We start from the raw sequence: 16,117 nt of genomic DNA on the forward strand, positions 1-16,117 counted from the left end.
TATATTATATGACATGAGAAAACCAATGATTATTTTAATTATACTGAGTTCTATTATAAATGCTTTTGGTCAGAATTCTCATGAAAAAGCCATTAAATTGCTCAAAAAATCTGTTATGAGCCAAAATGGTAAAGATGGGATTCAGGGCTTGGAGTTTAGATTAACAGGAATAAATAACTATCAGGGACATTATTCGAAACCTTTTGATTCAAAGCCCTTAAAAATAAGTGGAAAATATATTTTCGATTTAAGAAATGAGCAGTATTTTAAGATGGATACTATATTCCAAGGTCCAAGGTTTTGGACAACAAAAACTATTGTTAAAAAAGATAATGTATATTATCTTGATAGTGATGATGGAAGAGCATTGGATCTTTCTGCTTCAGATATTCCTGACTATAGGAATCATTTGATCGATTATTCTCCGAATTTGCTACTCTTGCTTGCTCAAAAGCAATCTGGATCCGTAAAACTTACGGGTGCTGATTCTTTGTATTACAAGGTATCTTTTGTAGATGAATCAAATACAACCAGAACATTATTTATTAATAAACGAACTTACTTAATAGACAAGTTTACAAAAGTAGAACCACATCCAACATTGAGACAAATTGCGACAGAGACTTTGTTTAAGGGGTATTCCCAGCTCAACAATATTCAGGTGCCAAACAATATACAAATATCCAATACTTTAAATAAAAATGAATTTGATTTATCTGTATCAGGCTATCTGGTGAACGTCAGTGCGAACCTTTCTGTTTTTAAATTGCCAGAAGCATATCATTTATCCAAATCTAAAAGGACTATTTTCTCAGATATTGGTTTAAAGCCTATATATAAAAATGTATACTTGCTATCTAGTCAAACTGTTAATCAATCTCTATTGGTTGTTGAATTTAATCATTTTTTAATTGTTCTAGATGCGCCTGGATCAGTGTATGATGGTGAAGAGGCTATTCGCAATCTTAAAAAGTCATTCCCTGAAAAGCCAATAAAATATGTCCTTCTCTCACATCATCACCCAAGTGGTTTGGGGTCAGTAATTGCCTTTATGGATATTGGTTGCACCATTGTTACTACAAAAGGAAATGAAGCTTATTTAAAGTTAATAGGAGAAAATCGGATAAACAAAAGTAAGGAATTGAGCATTGAACTGATCGATAAAAGAAAATCGTTTACTGATGGCCACCAGCAGATAGAGGCTATTGATATTGGTGAATTTTCTCATCATACCGATGAGTACCTCGTTTTTTACTTCCCTGAGGAAAAACTATTATATGAAAATGATCTCGGAAGTTTTCCGGAAAATGATCATGTTACCGCTGCAAGTGTAAGAACAAAGGGCCTTTATGAAGGGATCATCAAATCAAACATTGATGTTAAAAATATTATTCAATCTTGGCCTTATAACGTGTCGCAGAAAATGATTCCTTTTGAGTATCTTAAACAACTAGTTAATTACTAATCAGGTTATTTTTTAATAGCTTAAACCCAGTATAAGAATATGAGTAAGTTTCCATTTTTTAAACAGTTAGACCAAATGGATTGTGGTCCGACATGCTTAAAAATGATTGCTAAGTTCCATGGAAAAACTTATCCAATTGAATATTTAAGGGAAAAATCATATATCACAAGGGAAGGGGTAAGTTTCCTTGGCCTTTCCGAAGCTGCTGAAGCAATAAATTTGCGAACGCTTAGTGTTGTACTCAATTATGATGATTTTGCCGAAAAAGCCCCGTTGCCTTGTGTAGTTAATTGGAGACAACGGCATTTTATTGTTGTTTATAAGTTTGAAAAAGGGAAAGTCTATTGTGCTGATCCTGCCTTTGGATTAATAACCTATACCAAGCAGCAATTTATTGAAGGATGGCTTTACAACAAAAAGACTGATGATGAAAGTGTAGTCCTGCTCTTTGAAACTACACCTGAGTTTGATGATGAAAATGATCAGCTAGAAAATAAAAAGAAAAGAAACTGGATTTTTTTATTGCACTACCTTAAACCACATAAAAGATTTCTCTGGCAGCTTTTCTATGGTTTAATAGCCTCTACTGTGATACAACTTCTTTTTCCATTTGCTACGCAGGCTATTGTTGACTATGGTATAAACACCCGTGATATAGGGTTTATATACATAATTCTGTTGGGACAGCTCATGCTTTTTATCTCACAAACATTAATTGGAGTTATAAGGAGTTGGATTTTATTACATATCGGTGCTCGTATAAATATTGCTATCTTGTCTGATTTTCTGGCCAAATTAATGAAATTACCAATTTCGTTTTTTGATTCAAAAATGACCTCTGATATTTTGCAGAGAATTGATGACAACCGTAGAATTGAAAGTTTCCTTTCATCAACAACACTAAATATCATTTTTTCTGGATTGACATTTATCGTTTTTGGAGCAGTTCTTAGTGTTTACAGTTTAAAAATATTTCTTGTTTTTCTTGTCTTCGCCATCATCTATGTATTGTGGGTTTTGATCTTTGTTAAAAAAAGAGCTGAATTGGACTATAAGAGGTATGATGCCGCTGCAGAAAATAGAAGCAGTATTCTACAGCTCATTAATGGACTTGTAGAAATAAAGCTGAATAATAGTGAAAAAAGGAGACGTTGGGAATGGGAAGGAGTACAAATCCGATTATTTAAGATCTCTGTTAAAGGATTATCATTGTCTCAACTCCAGGTTACGGGTGCTAATTTCATTAATGAGTTGAAAAATATTATTATCTTGGTAATTGCGGCCAATTCTGTAGTTAATGGCGCCATTACCCTTGGGATAATGCTATCAATCCAATACATTATGGGACAACTAAATGCCCCATTACAGGATTTCATTTCTTTTTTGCAATCCGCACAGGATGCTAAAATCAGCCTTCAAAGACTATCTGAAATACATGATAAAACTAATGAAGATGAGCTGTCTACACTCTCGGAAAGACACCATGGCCGGGATTCTATTATCTTAAAAAATGTTGGCCTTCAATATGGTGGGCCAAATTCCAGATGGATTTTGGAAGATATTAATTTATGCATACCACAGGGTAAAGTCACAGCGATTGTTGGGACTAGCGGCAGTGGGAAAACGTCTTTATTAAAGCTCTTATTGAAATTTTTTAAGCCAACACGGGGAGAGATCTTTGTTGGAAACGTAAACCTGGAAAACATTCAGACTAATATGTGGAGGAAAGATTGTGGAGTAGTGATGCAGGACGGTTTTATTTTTGCAGACACAATAGCACGGAATATTACAGAATCGTCCTCTGAAGAATATATTGACAAAGAGAAATTAAAAAAATCGGTTCATATTGCCAATTTAGATCAAATGATAGAGAACTTACCATTAGGTTATAATACAAACTTAAGCTGGGGAGGGGTCAGTTTAAGTGGTGGCGAACAACAACGCGTATTAATTTCAAGGGCCGTATACAAAGACCCATCATATTTACTGTTTGATGAGGCAACAAGTGCGTTGGATACAAATAATGAAAAAATAATCATGGAAAGATTATCCGATTTTTTTGAGCAAAAAACGGTCGTAGTTGTTGCCCATAGATTGAGTACCGTCAAAAGTGCTGATCAAATTATTGTGCTAGACAAAGGTAAGATCGTAGAAACGGGAACACATGAAGAACTCGTGAAAAAACAGAATCACTATTATACACTGGTTAAGAATCAATTAGAACTTGGAAATTAAGCATGAAGAATAATAGAAATAAAATAGACCTCTTGCATGACAAGAGTGAGTCTGTAAGGGATGTTATTGGAAATATTCCTCCGTTTTATATTCGATGGGGACTGATGTTTATCCTTTTTTTTATCGTAATTCTGATTTCTTTCTCCGCCATCATCAAGTATCCGGATATTATAACCGCCAATATTGTTATTACGACCTCTAATCCGCCAACCCAGGTGGTTGCACAAAGTGAAGGGCGGATTCACTTGATTAGAGGAGACCATGAAAATGTAAAAAAGGGCGATATCCTGGGTGTTATAGACAATACCGCTGATTTCGAAGATGTTTTCTTTATAAAAAACCAATTCTCACAATTCCAAAAGTTAGTAAACAATGGGAAGCTTTTAAATATGGTTAGATTGAGACCCGAGCTTCAATTGGGAGATGTTCAAAGTGATTATGAGGCTTTCGTTAAATTGTATAATGATTATAAATTCTATCTTGAAAAAAATCCGGTTTCTGATGAATTGAACAACGTATACAAAAAAATCAGATCTTATCAGAACCTAAAAAGTAAACATACAGAGATCAGTGGTCTGGCAAAAAAGGATTTGGATTTAAGTGATATTAATTATAAACGCAGTTTAGAGTTGAAGAGAAATAAGGTAATAAGTGATAAAGAGTTTGATGATGCCACAAGATCTATGATCCAAGATCATAAGACCAAAGAGCAGCAAGGATTAGAAATATTAACAGTTGACGAGGTAATTGTTGGATTAAACGCTGAAGCCAGTAAGTTGAAGATTGATAATGCACAAAATCTTGAAAACTACCGGTCTAACATGCGACAGGCAATTAATAAAGTAGAAGCTAGCATCACTTCTTGGGGACATAGTTATGTTTTAACTTCTGCTATCGATGGAAGGGTTAACTTATTAAATGTTTGGAAAAACAACCAATACATAAAAAAGGGGGATGTGGTGATGGTGGTCACGTCGAGTAATGAACAGGAGATAGTGGGTAAGGCTACGGTATCCATTGATAATTCTGCGCATATCAGACCAGGTCAAAAAGTTAACATCCGCCTTTCAAGTCACCCATCATCAGAGTACGGAATGCTGGAAGGAAAGATTAAATCCATTTCTTCTATTCCTGACAACAACAATTACTATTACATCAATGTGAGTCTGCCAAGTGATTTAAAAACAACCTATAATCGAAAAATAAAGCTATCTTCTACACTTCAGGGTACGGCGGAAATCATTACTATTAACAATACAATTTTGACTAGGTTATTTCAAAAGATAAGAGATACGTTACATAGACAATGACCTAATTTTATACGCGGACGAATTGTTCTGCTAATAATTCGCTTTTGCATTTTGATAAGTTTTTCTCCAGGTTTGAAGGAACTGAATGATTAACAATGTAGTCGAGCTCTAATAATTTTTTGATGTTATGCTTAAATGGAGGACATGCAGAATTACCTTCCTCCCAGCTTTTCGGGCAAGCTCCTCCACAAACTGGCAACAGTTTACAAAAGTGGCATGGAAATTTTTCTGTATCTCTTACCTGATCAAACCAATTATGAAATGGCTTATCAGTAATAGAAAGTCCGGGAACTTTAAAATTTAGGTTATCTAAGACATAGCTGGCATCTTTATACGCATCAGAATAAGAAACCTCTGTACAATTATAAACATTCCCGTAGGCATCGTACATTTCTGAATCGCCACCTGTTGCAATACAGGTTGCTTTTTTTCTTTTGGGAATATCATATGGTGAATTGAAGCCTGCTTTAATCATTTCAATTGCCCATTCTATACTTGATTTCGCAAACTCTTCCTTTGATAAGGATTTTAAATGTGCATCATTAAGTCCCCAGGAATAGATATTGGTGACGTAAAAATATTCGATCCTACGATGCAAACCATCTTTAACCAATTGGCTGATAAGAGGTGAGACACCATTGAAGTTCTTTCTGTCAACATTGCATCTTATACTGATGCCACAATCTAAATAGGGAAACTCTTCACTTCTGATAATTGTTTTTAGATTGTTGTAGATTAAGTTAAAGGAGTTCTCACCACTTTTAGTATATCTATGCTGATCGTGAAATTCTCCTAATCCATCAAGTGTCACCTCTATCTCGCGAATGCCCAGGCTCTTTACCAACTCGTGAAAAATATTCTCTTTTAAACTCAATCCGTTAGTGACAACTTTACCTTTATATCCAAATCCATGTGCCTCACAAAATTCCTTTAGCTGATGGGTAATTAACCTCATTTGCTGAAGGGCCATTAAAGGTTCTCCTCCAAACCACCCAATGGAAAGACTCTTATATTTCCCTTCGATGCATTTATTCTTAATTCTTTCTACAATACTATTGACTAAATCATTGTTCAGGTTGACCTTTTTATGATCTTGTCCACAATAATAGCAACCCAACTGGCAATTTGCGCTAGGTTGGATCACCTCATATAACTCATCTTTGACCTCTAGGTGGTCGATATTTTCTGTAATAATCGAAGTTAGTTCATCTTCATTAATGGGAACTAAAATACACTTTTCGACAAACTCATTTACAATTTCTTCAGGTATGTCTGGTTCTTGTAGACCGATTAACTGCTCATAACATGTTTTTGTTATAATGGTTGTACTGCCTTTGCGGGTGTTGAAGGCAATCCTGTCCTGGTTGCTGTTCAAGGGTTCTGTAAATATAGTGTAGTAAGATAATTTTAGCTCCATTGTAGATTGTTTACTGAGTTGAACACCATTTTAATATTAGTGGAAATAATTCACTAACCGTCTTTTTCCCTTTATTTTTTTTGTATATATCCAATAAAGCGCGATCAAATTTTTGATAATTTATAAAACCACGTTTAATGTCCATAAATTTTTCTGTTTTTTCCATGTAGGCTTCAAAATCTACATTGGAATAATTATCATAACAATACAAGGTAAAAACAGCCCAAGTCATATATTCATTAAAAACTAAATAAGCATCTGGGTAATATTGTGAGCGGGAGCCACGAGCCCACTTTTCTCTTTTCTTAAATATCTCGTTCACAGCATCTCGATAGTTATCGGTTACAGGATTTACGTAATTATGGTCAAGTTCGGTAAACAGTACTCTAGCTGAGATCATTCCATTTACCTGTTGGGAATATTTAGAATTGTAAAATATTGGAGCAACGAACGCTGCCACAACACTGAAATTATTATCAGTATAACTCATTGTAGAATGAGCTCCGTATACTAGAGGCGAAAAAGTTACTTTATAGTAATTGTATTTAGTGGGGAAATGATGCTCTAACCATTGTTTCATTTTCTTTATTGGCAATGTTTTTTTGTATTGAAGCTTCAAAGAATCATATAAAAATTTATTATCAGTATAAAATTTTCTGAAATTTGTCTTTTTTGCAAAATCTTCAAGTTTCTTTTTGTTATCACTGATTACATTCAGGTTTTCATTAAAGCCCATATGAAGTATAGAAGAATCTTGATTTATAGCCCCAGCTGGAGTAAAATAATAGCCGCATGCATCCATTTTCATATCATAATAAAAATTATATTTTTCAGTTTCATCTTTTAACTGCATCTGGGTGTTAATCCAATTCATTATCGGTTCATTTTTGAAACTGGAAAAGTGCTGTATAACGTTATGGTAATATGGGGTGGTCATGTTAATCATATTGGAGTCCTGCCGGCCTTTTACGGATAAAGCAAGTAAAATATTGGTCAGTTCACTTACTTCCGGAACATCAATAGTAATCTTGTCGTTAAATTTATTGATGTACTGATTATCAAAATTAACATTCTTAGATATTCCAATAATTTCGGTTATTGCAGTATCTTTATTAATTGCAATGGCAAACCTGATAGTATCTTTTGGTTTTATTATAAAACTTATGGAGTCCACATCTGAAATAAACTCTACTCTATTTATATTTTTAATGCATTCGAATTTAAGTATATCTGGATTAATTTTGGGGCTCACCGCCCAATTTCTACTGGATCCATTAATTCTATATTTGATGAAAGGAGTATTAGATTTAATTACCTGCAGATTGGTATTTATACCTTTTGTAAGTGTTTGACATCCTGATATTGAACAATAAAATACTAATACAATAAAGGCTGAAAGTGTCTGCATATTTTTTTTACAAGAATAACATAAGCTGATTCTCTAGAGAGAATCAACTTAGTGTTAGAGTTTTGGTTACTGTAATTATATACTTTAAGGCAAAATCTATAAAAAGAGGATAAGAAATGTATAACCGTTTTTATCGTAATAACTACATCTTGAACTTCAAACATTCATTATTAATAAAAGAAGTTATTGAGCTCTTGCTTTTAATGATATTGTCTGACTATATAATTACTAATTTTGAGGTTACCTATTAATTGTTAAGTTCCTTTGACCACATTATAAGAGGGAAATTAATCTTAAAAATAGCAAGTCGCTAAAAATCAATAGCTATCAAAATCCAACCCTTAATTCGCAAGATTAACCAATGCTTAATAGCAACCTGAGTTACGACCTCCGCCGCCGCCTCCTCCTATTGGAGTAGATTCTACATGACAATCATCGGCAATACCACCTGTGATCATTTCTAGAATTTGGGCAGACTCAACAGATTTAGCACCTGCCTTGAAGTCATCTAATGAAATTTTTTTTTCATCTTTCTTTTTAGAAGAATAGAACATAATTATAAGATTTGAATGTACGCCTACTCTTTTTAAGGTTTTCGGCAACCCCTAATCTAATATAAATATTTTTTTTAAACTTATCAAAATCAATGGATTAAAAAAAACGTTAATACATAATAATTTCTCCTGGAATAATTATAGATGTTACAACTTAATGTATTTGGAGGTGTTTTTAATTCTTATGTCATCAATTGCTCGCATCGCTTCCTCAATGGATAAAAAATCAAGATCTAATTGGTCTCTTTTGTTATTCGGTAGTTCTGCAATAAGTTTATTAAAAATATACAATATTATTTTTAATAAATCTAAGCAATAGACTGATGGATTATCATAACTCCGATCCATTGAGAAACGGGTCGAAAATGCTCCGCCACCACAGTTTTTTTTGATTAAACAATGGGAACAGACCGAACAAAGTTTCTTTTTAGCGTGAAAATTTTGATAATTATAATCATTGCCATAAACCGCATTTAGTGTAGGAACAGCACCTGAATTGTTTAATGATGTTCTAATCCCAGAATAACCATTTCTATCCAGATAAATACGACGATTATAGGAATTGCCAAATGTTTGTGAAACTACACCCTGGTCAAAAGTAAGGTTTATTAATTGGTTAAACATCCTAATGAAAGGCTTATCGTTATCTTTATACCATAATTCAAAAAATTCAGAGAGCCATTTTCCATAAGGTGCGGGGTGGTGACCAACGGTTTTATAGACTGGGTAAGAATTGTGATTTGCTTCCGGTAAAACAAACTCAAGCCGCTTTATAGCGTGTCTTTTTATGAAATTATAGATAATAGAAGGATCTGCTCTATAGTCGATCACAGAAATTAGTTCATAATTAACCTCCAAACCAGGTACATTTAAGATGCCTATTCCCTTAGTTAATACTTTAACTTGGCTGTTCCTTATAACATCCAAGTTATTGGATACTTTCAGGTAGCTTTCGTTAAATATCTTTATGAGAATGTTGTATTTTTTAAAGGATAAAGCCCAGTCCTTTGTCAAGATTGCGCCATTGGTATAGATATACAATTGAATGTTCGTGTGTAATGGGAACTTAATAAGTCCCAAAACAGATTTTAGGTGCTCTATACCTTCATGAATGAAATCATAACCATCAAAGGCAATTGAAAAATTTTTTATTCCGTATTCGATAACATATTCTCGTTGTTCCAATAAGAGAAGTTCCAATTCCTTTATAGAAATTGGATTGGAATCATTTTCTTTCATTACAGAAATGATCACTTCATTACAAAAAATTTCCTTTGGGTTCATAACTTCTTCTTATTAAAAGGATTTTAGAGCTTTTGCTTAACCATTTTTTTTAGAACACACAACAAAAACTATCATAAGATACCAAATTGTATCAAAGGTACAAGGGCTTACAAAAGAAAAATATTAAGCCTAAATCAAAAGCAATCTATCAAATTTCAAGCGCTTAGACAAGTGCTTTGTATTTTGAAATGACGAAAAATAACTTTGTTGAAATGCAATAGTCTTTAATATTCGTTCCGCCAGAGAAGTTTGATTGTATTAATCAGTGCACCGGTGAAAGAAAAATATGGGGCAAACGAAGTTACTGATCCAGTTTTTGTCCAAGATGGCCTAAAGGCATCATTTAGAATATGTAGTATATATTGTTCTAAAAAGAAGGAATGTTGCCGAAAGAATCAGCTAATATTCCATTTGACGATCTATTTTCCCTACTCGGCAGCCCCTATACGTAAATAAGTTATAACTCACTAAATAGCATTGACAAATAATGTAGCTTTATAAGTGCATCTAGACGGTAAGCCGCCCAGAGATCTATTGGTGTAACGTAAAAGAAAACACACAAAAGAATAATCATGGAACGTGTAATGTGAGTTTGACGCTGTGCTGAGAGAATATTTATATTTATATTTATACGTAAGATACCAATTAACAAGACGCTAATCGATATAGCTAATGGAATATGATTTTTATAAGTTTTCACCATCTGAATTTGAACGCCTAGTCCAGTCTTTGTACCAAAACATCCTAGGCGATGAGAGTATTGTATTTGGCTTGGGTCCAGATGGTGGTCGAGAATTGACCTGTCGATATCACGATCAATACACTGTTGTGCAGGCGAAATATAAAATGAGAGATTCGAAAACTGGGGATAAATATGCTTGGGTGGAAAAAAGTTTTAAAGGAGAAATGGCTAAATTTATAGAGCAGCCACATATCAAAAAGCCCGAGCACTACATTTTTGTAACGAACTGTATTTTATCAGCTGTGGAGACCATTGGCGGAAGGGACAAAATAGAATATCTTAAACAAAGATATTTATATATAATTCCAAAGATTACAATAATCTCCTATGACGAATTGTGCGCATTGATCACTAATAATTACGATGTTAGGATTGCATTTCAACACCATCTTTTCCAACCCGGTGATTTACTAGAGAAATTTGGTTGCAAATTGGGTAAAGACGCCAACTCGTTAATTCTTTTCGAGAAGGAAATTAGGGTAAAAAACCAGCACTTAAGACAAATTTATCTTGGAAAAAACCCTATTCTAGCGATAGACTTCGGAACGAGTTACTCAACTGTCGCAGTAATGAAACCAAATGGTTTTATGGATTTTGTTCCCAATTATGCAGGCGACATACTTATACCATCTACAGTTACTTTTTTTAGAGAAGGAAAATTTATAGTAGGACATTCCCCTTTTAAGTATGTAAAGACTAATTCGCTTGTTACCGTATCGAACGTTAAACGGTCATTAGGGAGTAAGCAACAATATAATATCTTCCAGCAATTATATAGTCCCGAACAAATTGCTACATTAATAATTAAATCCTTAAAACTGAATGCTGAAGAAATCTATGGAACCGAATTTTTCAACGTGTTAGTATCTAAGCCGGCTAACTTCAACCTACTACAAACTAAGTGTTTAAGGGAGTCTTTTGAAGAGGCTGGCCTAAAGGTTGTCCGAATCATCGATGAAGGTACGGCCGCAAGTAGCACATTTGCCAAACATTCGGAATATATAGCAGGTGAAGAATTAAATACGATAGTTGCAATCGATTTAGGAGGTGGAACATTTGATATCTCAGTTTTAGAAATTCAGGATAATGTGTATGACACCAAACGCGTATTCGGTGATAATAATTTAGGGGGGTTTGATTTTGATGAGGCTATTTTAGCCTATGTCAAAAACTACATGAATCAGCAATTTCCAATGATATTGATCGAAGATTATTCTGCATACCTTTATGAAGCAGAGCGGGTGAAAAAAATATTAAGTAAAGCAGAGACAGCAACATTTATCATTCAAGACCTGCAAAACCAAAATGGTAATTTAATTGATTTAAAAATTGAGATTACTCGTACACTTTTTTCAAAAATCACCGAAAACCAGAATAGAAAAATTAAAGATTATCTAAAAAATATTTTCTTTAAAAGTGGCTCGGATTCAAAAATTTCAAAAATTATATTGTCTGGTCAAGGTTCCAAAATATTCACAGTTAGGGAAGCTGTAGAATCCGTTTTTCAAGGAATAGAAATTATTGATGAGTTCTGTGAAAATGCTGTTACTATAGGAAATGCGGAACATGCTGGGATTTTACAGGGCTTTTGCAACCAAATTCTTGTGTTAAATGTTTTTAATTCAGCTATCACTGTTGCAACGTCGACAAAAGAAGGCCGGCTAAGCGGCTTTAAGGAAATATCCGTAGATTCAGTTGAAAACGGTTATCGAGAAAATCTGTTTAAGCCAACATCGACTCTCCCCGTCTATTCTAATGAGACCTTTGTAGTCCAGCACAAAACGGCAAAGCAAAAATGCCGGATACATCTCTTCGAAACTAGTATAAGTGATAACGTTGAATATGACTTGATCCATGTCGATATACCCTTGCATATTGGTGCAAATCATATTAAAATAATTACGGATATAAATGTTAATAGCCAAATTAAAATAAAAGTCTGTAACGAAGCACTTGAGTTTTCAAAGATTATAAACTTAAATTAATGGTGATTTAAGGCAAAGTTGTTTTAACTTTATGATCTGATCTCCTCACTCGTGGCAGTAACAAAAGTACTGGATGGGGTAAAGTATACAAATGCTGCATTAAAGAAAATAAATGTGCAAAATTTTGTAGGGTTGCCCAGGGTTGCTAAATGAGCAACTTGACAACATCCAAAAAGCTCCTTTAGAGGCTTTCATGCAGGTGAGAACCAATTATCTTTCTGGAGAATGCATCTGTAACCAAACTTAAGTAGCCCGTTTATTCTACCGTATCGAAGCCCCAATTTGGGGCTTTTCTTTTTGTGGAATCTTGATTTTGACCAATCTTGGATTATATTTGTTTGAAAAGGCAATCATTTTACTTGGTGTAAAGTAATATATCATTGCCTTTTTTATATTGCCTTCTACCGGGCTATTGCTCCAAGATAAACTGATTGCGTTTCGATGGACTTCAGTGCACCATTCCTCAGTTTTTAATGACAAGCTGTTTTCAGGACAAGACATACTGTAATATCGACTTTAAGGCTTGAAAACTATGTAAGCGAAGTTGATCAGGGAAGCATTTTCTCTATTTCGCTGCCTTTAAGCTGAGATATTAAATACCAAGCAGTAACATTTAATTTCCCCCTTTGTAAGTTGGAATTTATACTACCTTGATAACTGGTAAACAAATGGTGGCGATTGTACCACGTTCATTTTCTCCCAATCGGATATCAAAACTGGCCTTATAACTGTTGTTTTGCCTGTTGATCATATCCACCCTTTCTAAAATAGATTTAAGCCCGATCGATTTCTCTTTTATACCTTTCGGAAGCAAAGGTTTGGTGTTTTTCTGATAACCCACTCCATTATCGGTAACCCTTATGCAAACATGGTCTGCCGCCATATTTAAAGCTACATCCAAATGCGCATCGGGTTGTGGCGATTCGATTAGCCCATGTAAAATCGCATTTTCGATTAAGGGCTGTATCAGCATTGGCGGCAGCAAAAATTCTTTAAGCTCCAGCGCTTCATTCACCGTAAAGGTATAACTGAAAGCATGGTCGTAACGCATGGACTCTAACTCGGTATAAAGTTTAATGGCTTTCCATTCCCGATCGGCGGTAACCAGGCTTTTGGTTGAGTTTTCAAGGATCAAACGGCTTAAGGCAGCAAACTTCTGGATTAGCCGTGAAGCTATTTTTTTATCGTTATCCATAATGTATGATTCGATAGAATTTAACACATTGAAGATAAAATGTGGATTCATCTGTGAGCGTATGGCTTTTAATTCGCTTTCAGAAAGCATTTGCTTGACGGTGCGGAGGTGGAGGTCTCGCCGCAACGTAAAGAAACCTTATTGCAGAAATTATTCTAATGGTTTTAAGCCAAACAGTTGCTTAATAACATAAAGTTAACACCTTTTATTATCGGATATGCGAACTGCCACGTAAATTTGAAATCCGATAGCAAGCCGCCAGATGAAAAAAATAATCCTGTCTCTCTTACTCATAGCATCCTTTATACAGAGATCACAATCTCAAACCACAAATTTACCTGATTCGATATACTCAGGAAAACAAGGCGGCTTACATGTGCAAGGCGTAGTGGTAGATCAAATAAAGGGATATGTTTATTTTTCATTTACCGATAGATTGATCAAAACAGATCTTTCTGGCAAATTGATCGGTAGCGTAACTGGTTTTGTTGGTCATCTGGGCGATCTCGATTTTGCTGACGACGGGAAAATTTACGGTTCATTGGAATATAAAAACGACGCCATTGGCAAGGGGATAAAAAAAGAGTTAGGTGGTCAAATGGCTAACGAGGAAGGCTTTTATATTGCCATATTCGATGTGTCGCGTATTGTGCGGCCAAATATGAATGCAGAAAAAGAAGATCTGCTGCGCACCGTTTACCTCAAAGAAGCGATGAATGATTATACTGCAAAGGTTAAAGTAGGTGATCAAGAAATACCACATCGTTTTGCCTGTTCAGGCATAGATGGCCTGGCCTTTGCACCTGCGATAGGAAGTACAAAGGCAGCTAAAAAGTTTTTATATGTGGCCTACGGCATTTATGGAGATACAGTTAGAACGGATAACGAGCACCAGGTGATTTTGCAGTATGATGTAAGCGACTGGGGAAAATATGTACAGCCATTATCCCAGGAAAACCTGCATCATTCCGGACCAGAAAAACCATTGGAGAAATATTTTGTAAAAACAGGCAATACCCGTTATGGTATTCAGAACCTGGCTTATGATCCCTCTACCGGGAATTTATTTGCAGCGGTATACCATGGCACCAAAACGCAACTCCCGAATTACGATTTATTTGTGATAAACGGCAAAAGGAAACCTAAAGATGATCTTATGTCGTCTGATGGCCAGGAAATAAAGGTTAAAACACTTTCTTTATTGGAGGCTGGGGTTAAAGATGTCAAATCGGGTATCCGCGGATGGTTTTTTCCATGGGGCGCCACCGGCTTGTGTCCCCTAGGCGATGGATTGTTTTATATCTCACATCAGGAAAAAGCAAAGGATGGGCAACAACAAAGCACCATACACAAATATAAATGGACGGGAGACAATCAAAATCCATTTGTGCTTGTGAAATAAAAAATCAATTACTTACATGCCCCATCTTGTCACGCATCTTTTTAACCTAAATTTGATTTTAATTCCTTTTTCTCGGAAGATCGTCATGCAAAATTTATTTCAGCATCTATGTTGCTATTAACAGTATCGATTCCTGAAAAACAAACTTTTTGCAACAAAATGGTGTTTTAAGCACATGTTTTGTCTTCGAATCCTTTCGGACCAACTCTATATTGTTAATGATTTTAAATAAGCTTAGGTATTTCCGAAGCTTAAGCCAGTCCAGTAAGAAAGCGTGCTGAAATGTTATATTTGTCGAACTGTTTTAGTTAATGCCTCCAAAAAAACCTCCATATCAAAAACCAAACTGGTTTGATGAGCTTCCAGCATTCTTAAAGGTTCTGCTGTTTATTCTTTCCTGTGGTTTTCTCTACTGGCTTAAAACCAGGCCATCTACTTCTTCCCGACCGTGCTGTTTTTGATCTTGTTGCCATAATAACTAAAGATACAAAAATAAGATAATGTTTTACAACATCTTGTTTAATATCTGTAATCTTAACTTAAGCATGATGATCAGCATCTACCTGAAAACATCCTCTCCCATTATCCTAAGCTTATCTTCTAAAATATAGATGAGCACATCTGCCATTAGATCACTGATTTTCTTGGGTAGATGAAGGTAAGCTTTTTTTCTTCACTGGAGAGTTGCGCTTCCCTGAATTCTGTTTCAAAACCCCAATGTGCCTTTACTGTACTATCGGTCATATGGAGTAGCCCGCGCACATGTTTTATCGCTATTTCTGCGTTATCCTGCTGAAATGTTTTCAGTATTTTTTTTTGCAGCGTATATGGGGTTTCCGAGTTGATCAGCATCGATCTGATGATTTCAATAAAGGAATCGATTAATTTGTCCAGGTTAGACGTTTTTGGTCTGTTCTGGTTTCGAGCACGGGATAAAAGTAGTACAAAACAGTTTTGGCTGCAACCTTCAATTCCACAAGTACCAAAAATAAATCACCGATGACTGATTACTAAATGGTTGGACTAGCGGGTGGTTTTGGAAGTCCGCTAGTAAAGACAATGGCAGATTCCTGCTTTTATTCAATAAACCAAAATCATACATCTGATATGCTATACTAAA

At 34.9% G+C, this 16,117-nt stretch carries 11 protein-coding genes; 5 read left to right on the top strand and 6 right to left on the bottom strand.

Annotation, left to right across the window (positions count from 1 at the left end; translation table 11 throughout):
* Nucleotides 1–13: 13 nt before the first annotated feature.
* From ACUN24_RS20895 to ACUN24_RS20905, 3 genes are read left to right on the top strand one after another with little or no spacing between them, the layout of a single operon-like run.
* Nucleotides 14–1,465: a hypothetical protein gene (locus ACUN24_RS20895; protein ID WP_445564274.1), complete on the top strand. Its 1,452-nt coding sequence runs from the start codon at nt 14–16 to the stop codon at nt 1,463–1,465.
* A 39-nt stretch (nt 1,466–1,504) separates the two neighbouring features.
* A complete protein-coding gene (locus tag ACUN24_RS20900) occupies nt 1,505–3,700 on the top strand; it encodes a peptidase domain-containing ABC transporter (protein ID WP_445564275.1) in 2,196 nt (731 codons plus the stop codon).
* 2 nt (nt 3,701–3,702) lie between these two features.
* Nucleotides 3,703–5,010: an HlyD family secretion protein gene (locus ACUN24_RS20905; RefSeq protein ID WP_445564276.1), complete on the top strand. Its 1,308-nt coding sequence runs from the start codon at nt 3,703–3,705 to the stop codon at nt 5,008–5,010.
* A gap of 7 nt (nt 5,011–5,017) precedes the next feature.
* Here ACUN24_RS20905 and ACUN24_RS20910 read toward each other — a convergent pair whose 3' ends face one another.
* The 4 genes from ACUN24_RS20910 to ACUN24_RS20925 form a co-directional block, all read right to left on the bottom strand.
* Nucleotides 5,018–6,427 carry a radical SAM protein gene (locus ACUN24_RS20910; protein ID WP_445564277.1) on the bottom strand — a complete coding sequence of 470 codons (1,410 nt, stop codon included), beginning with the start codon at nt 6,425–6,427 and terminating at the stop codon, nt 5,018–5,020.
* 10 nt (nt 6,428–6,437) lie between these two features.
* The gene (locus ACUN24_RS20915; RefSeq protein ID WP_445564278.1) at nt 6,438–7,835 is read right to left on the bottom strand and encodes a DUF4932 domain-containing protein; all 1,398 of its coding nucleotides are present in this window, start codon (nt 7,833–7,835) and stop codon (nt 6,438–6,440) included.
* A 365-nt stretch (nt 7,836–8,200) separates the two neighbouring features.
* Entirely contained in the window at nt 8,201–8,389 is a 189-nt protein-coding gene (locus ACUN24_RS20920; protein ID WP_445564279.1) for a hypothetical protein, read from the bottom strand.
* A gap of 147 nt (nt 8,390–8,536) precedes the next feature.
* Complete coding sequence (locus ACUN24_RS20925) at nt 8,537–9,673, bottom strand: hypothetical protein (RefSeq protein WP_445564280.1); 1,137 nt, start codon at nt 9,671–9,673, stop codon at nt 8,537–8,539.
* Nucleotides 9,674–10,345: 672 nt separating this feature from the next.
* Here ACUN24_RS20925 and ACUN24_RS20930 point away from each other — a divergent pair.
* Nucleotides 10,346–12,400 carry an Hsp70 family protein gene (locus ACUN24_RS20930; protein ID WP_445564281.1) on the top strand — a complete coding sequence of 685 codons (2,055 nt, stop codon included), beginning with the start codon at nt 10,346–10,348 and terminating at the stop codon, nt 12,398–12,400.
* A 640-nt stretch (nt 12,401–13,040) separates the two neighbouring features.
* Here the strand turns inward: ACUN24_RS20930 and ACUN24_RS20935 are convergent.
* Nucleotides 13,041–13,685, bottom strand: coding sequence for a sensor histidine kinase (locus ACUN24_RS20935; protein ID WP_445564282.1), 645 nt, complete (start codon nt 13,683–13,685; stop codon nt 13,041–13,043).
* Nucleotides 13,686–13,857: 172 nt separating this feature from the next.
* Between ACUN24_RS20935 and ACUN24_RS20940 the strand changes: the two genes are divergently transcribed.
* Nucleotides 13,858–14,997, top strand: coding sequence for a hypothetical protein (locus ACUN24_RS20940; RefSeq protein WP_445564283.1), 1,140 nt, complete (start codon nt 13,858–13,860; stop codon nt 14,995–14,997).
* 627 nt (nt 14,998–15,624) lie between these two features.
* Here the strand turns inward: ACUN24_RS20940 and ACUN24_RS20945 are convergent.
* The gene (locus ACUN24_RS20945; RefSeq protein ID WP_445564284.1) at nt 15,625–15,849 is read right to left on the bottom strand and encodes a hypothetical protein; all 225 of its coding nucleotides are present in this window, start codon (nt 15,847–15,849) and stop codon (nt 15,625–15,627) included.
* Between the last annotated feature and the right edge of the window lie 268 nt (nt 15,850–16,117).

It is taken from the genome of Pedobacter sp. WC2501 (genome assembly GCF_052682415.1).

What these genes read in the sequence shown, in the direction of transcription:
- ACUN24_RS20895 (WP_445564274.1), top strand. Translation starts at nt 14, where the DNA reads ATGAGAAAACCAATGATTATTTTAATTATACTGAGTTCTATTATAAAT.
- ACUN24_RS20900 (WP_445564275.1), top strand. Translation starts at nt 1,505, where the DNA reads ATGAGTAAGTTTCCATTTTTTAAACAGTTAGACCAAATGGATTGTGGT.
- ACUN24_RS20905 (WP_445564276.1), top strand. Translation starts at nt 3,703, where the DNA reads ATGAAGAATAATAGAAATAAAATAGACCTCTTGCATGACAAGAGTGAG.
- ACUN24_RS20910 (WP_445564277.1), bottom strand. Translation starts at nt 6,427, where the DNA reads ATGGAGCTAAAATTATCTTACTACACTATATTTACAGAACCCTTGAAC.
- ACUN24_RS20915 (WP_445564278.1), bottom strand. Translation starts at nt 7,835, where the DNA reads ATGCAGACACTTTCAGCCTTTATTGTATTAGTATTTTATTGTTCAATA.
- ACUN24_RS20920 (WP_445564279.1), bottom strand. Translation starts at nt 8,389, where the DNA reads ATGTTCTATTCTTCTAAAAAGAAAGATGAAAAAAAAATTTCATTAGAT.
- ACUN24_RS20925 (WP_445564280.1), bottom strand. Translation starts at nt 9,673, where the DNA reads ATGAACCCAAAGGAAATTTTTTGTAATGAAGTGATCATTTCTGTAATG.
- ACUN24_RS20930 (WP_445564281.1), top strand. Translation starts at nt 10,346, where the DNA reads ATGGAATATGATTTTTATAAGTTTTCACCATCTGAATTTGAACGCCTA.
- ACUN24_RS20935 (WP_445564282.1), bottom strand. Translation starts at nt 13,685, where the DNA reads ATGCTTTCTGAAAGCGAATTAAAAGCCATACGCTCACAGATGAATCCA.
- ACUN24_RS20940 (WP_445564283.1), top strand. Translation starts at nt 13,858, where the DNA reads ATGAAAAAAATAATCCTGTCTCTCTTACTCATAGCATCCTTTATACAG.
- ACUN24_RS20945 (WP_445564284.1), bottom strand. Translation starts at nt 15,849, where the DNA reads ATGCTGATCAACTCGGAAACCCCATATACGCTGCAAAAAAAAATACTG.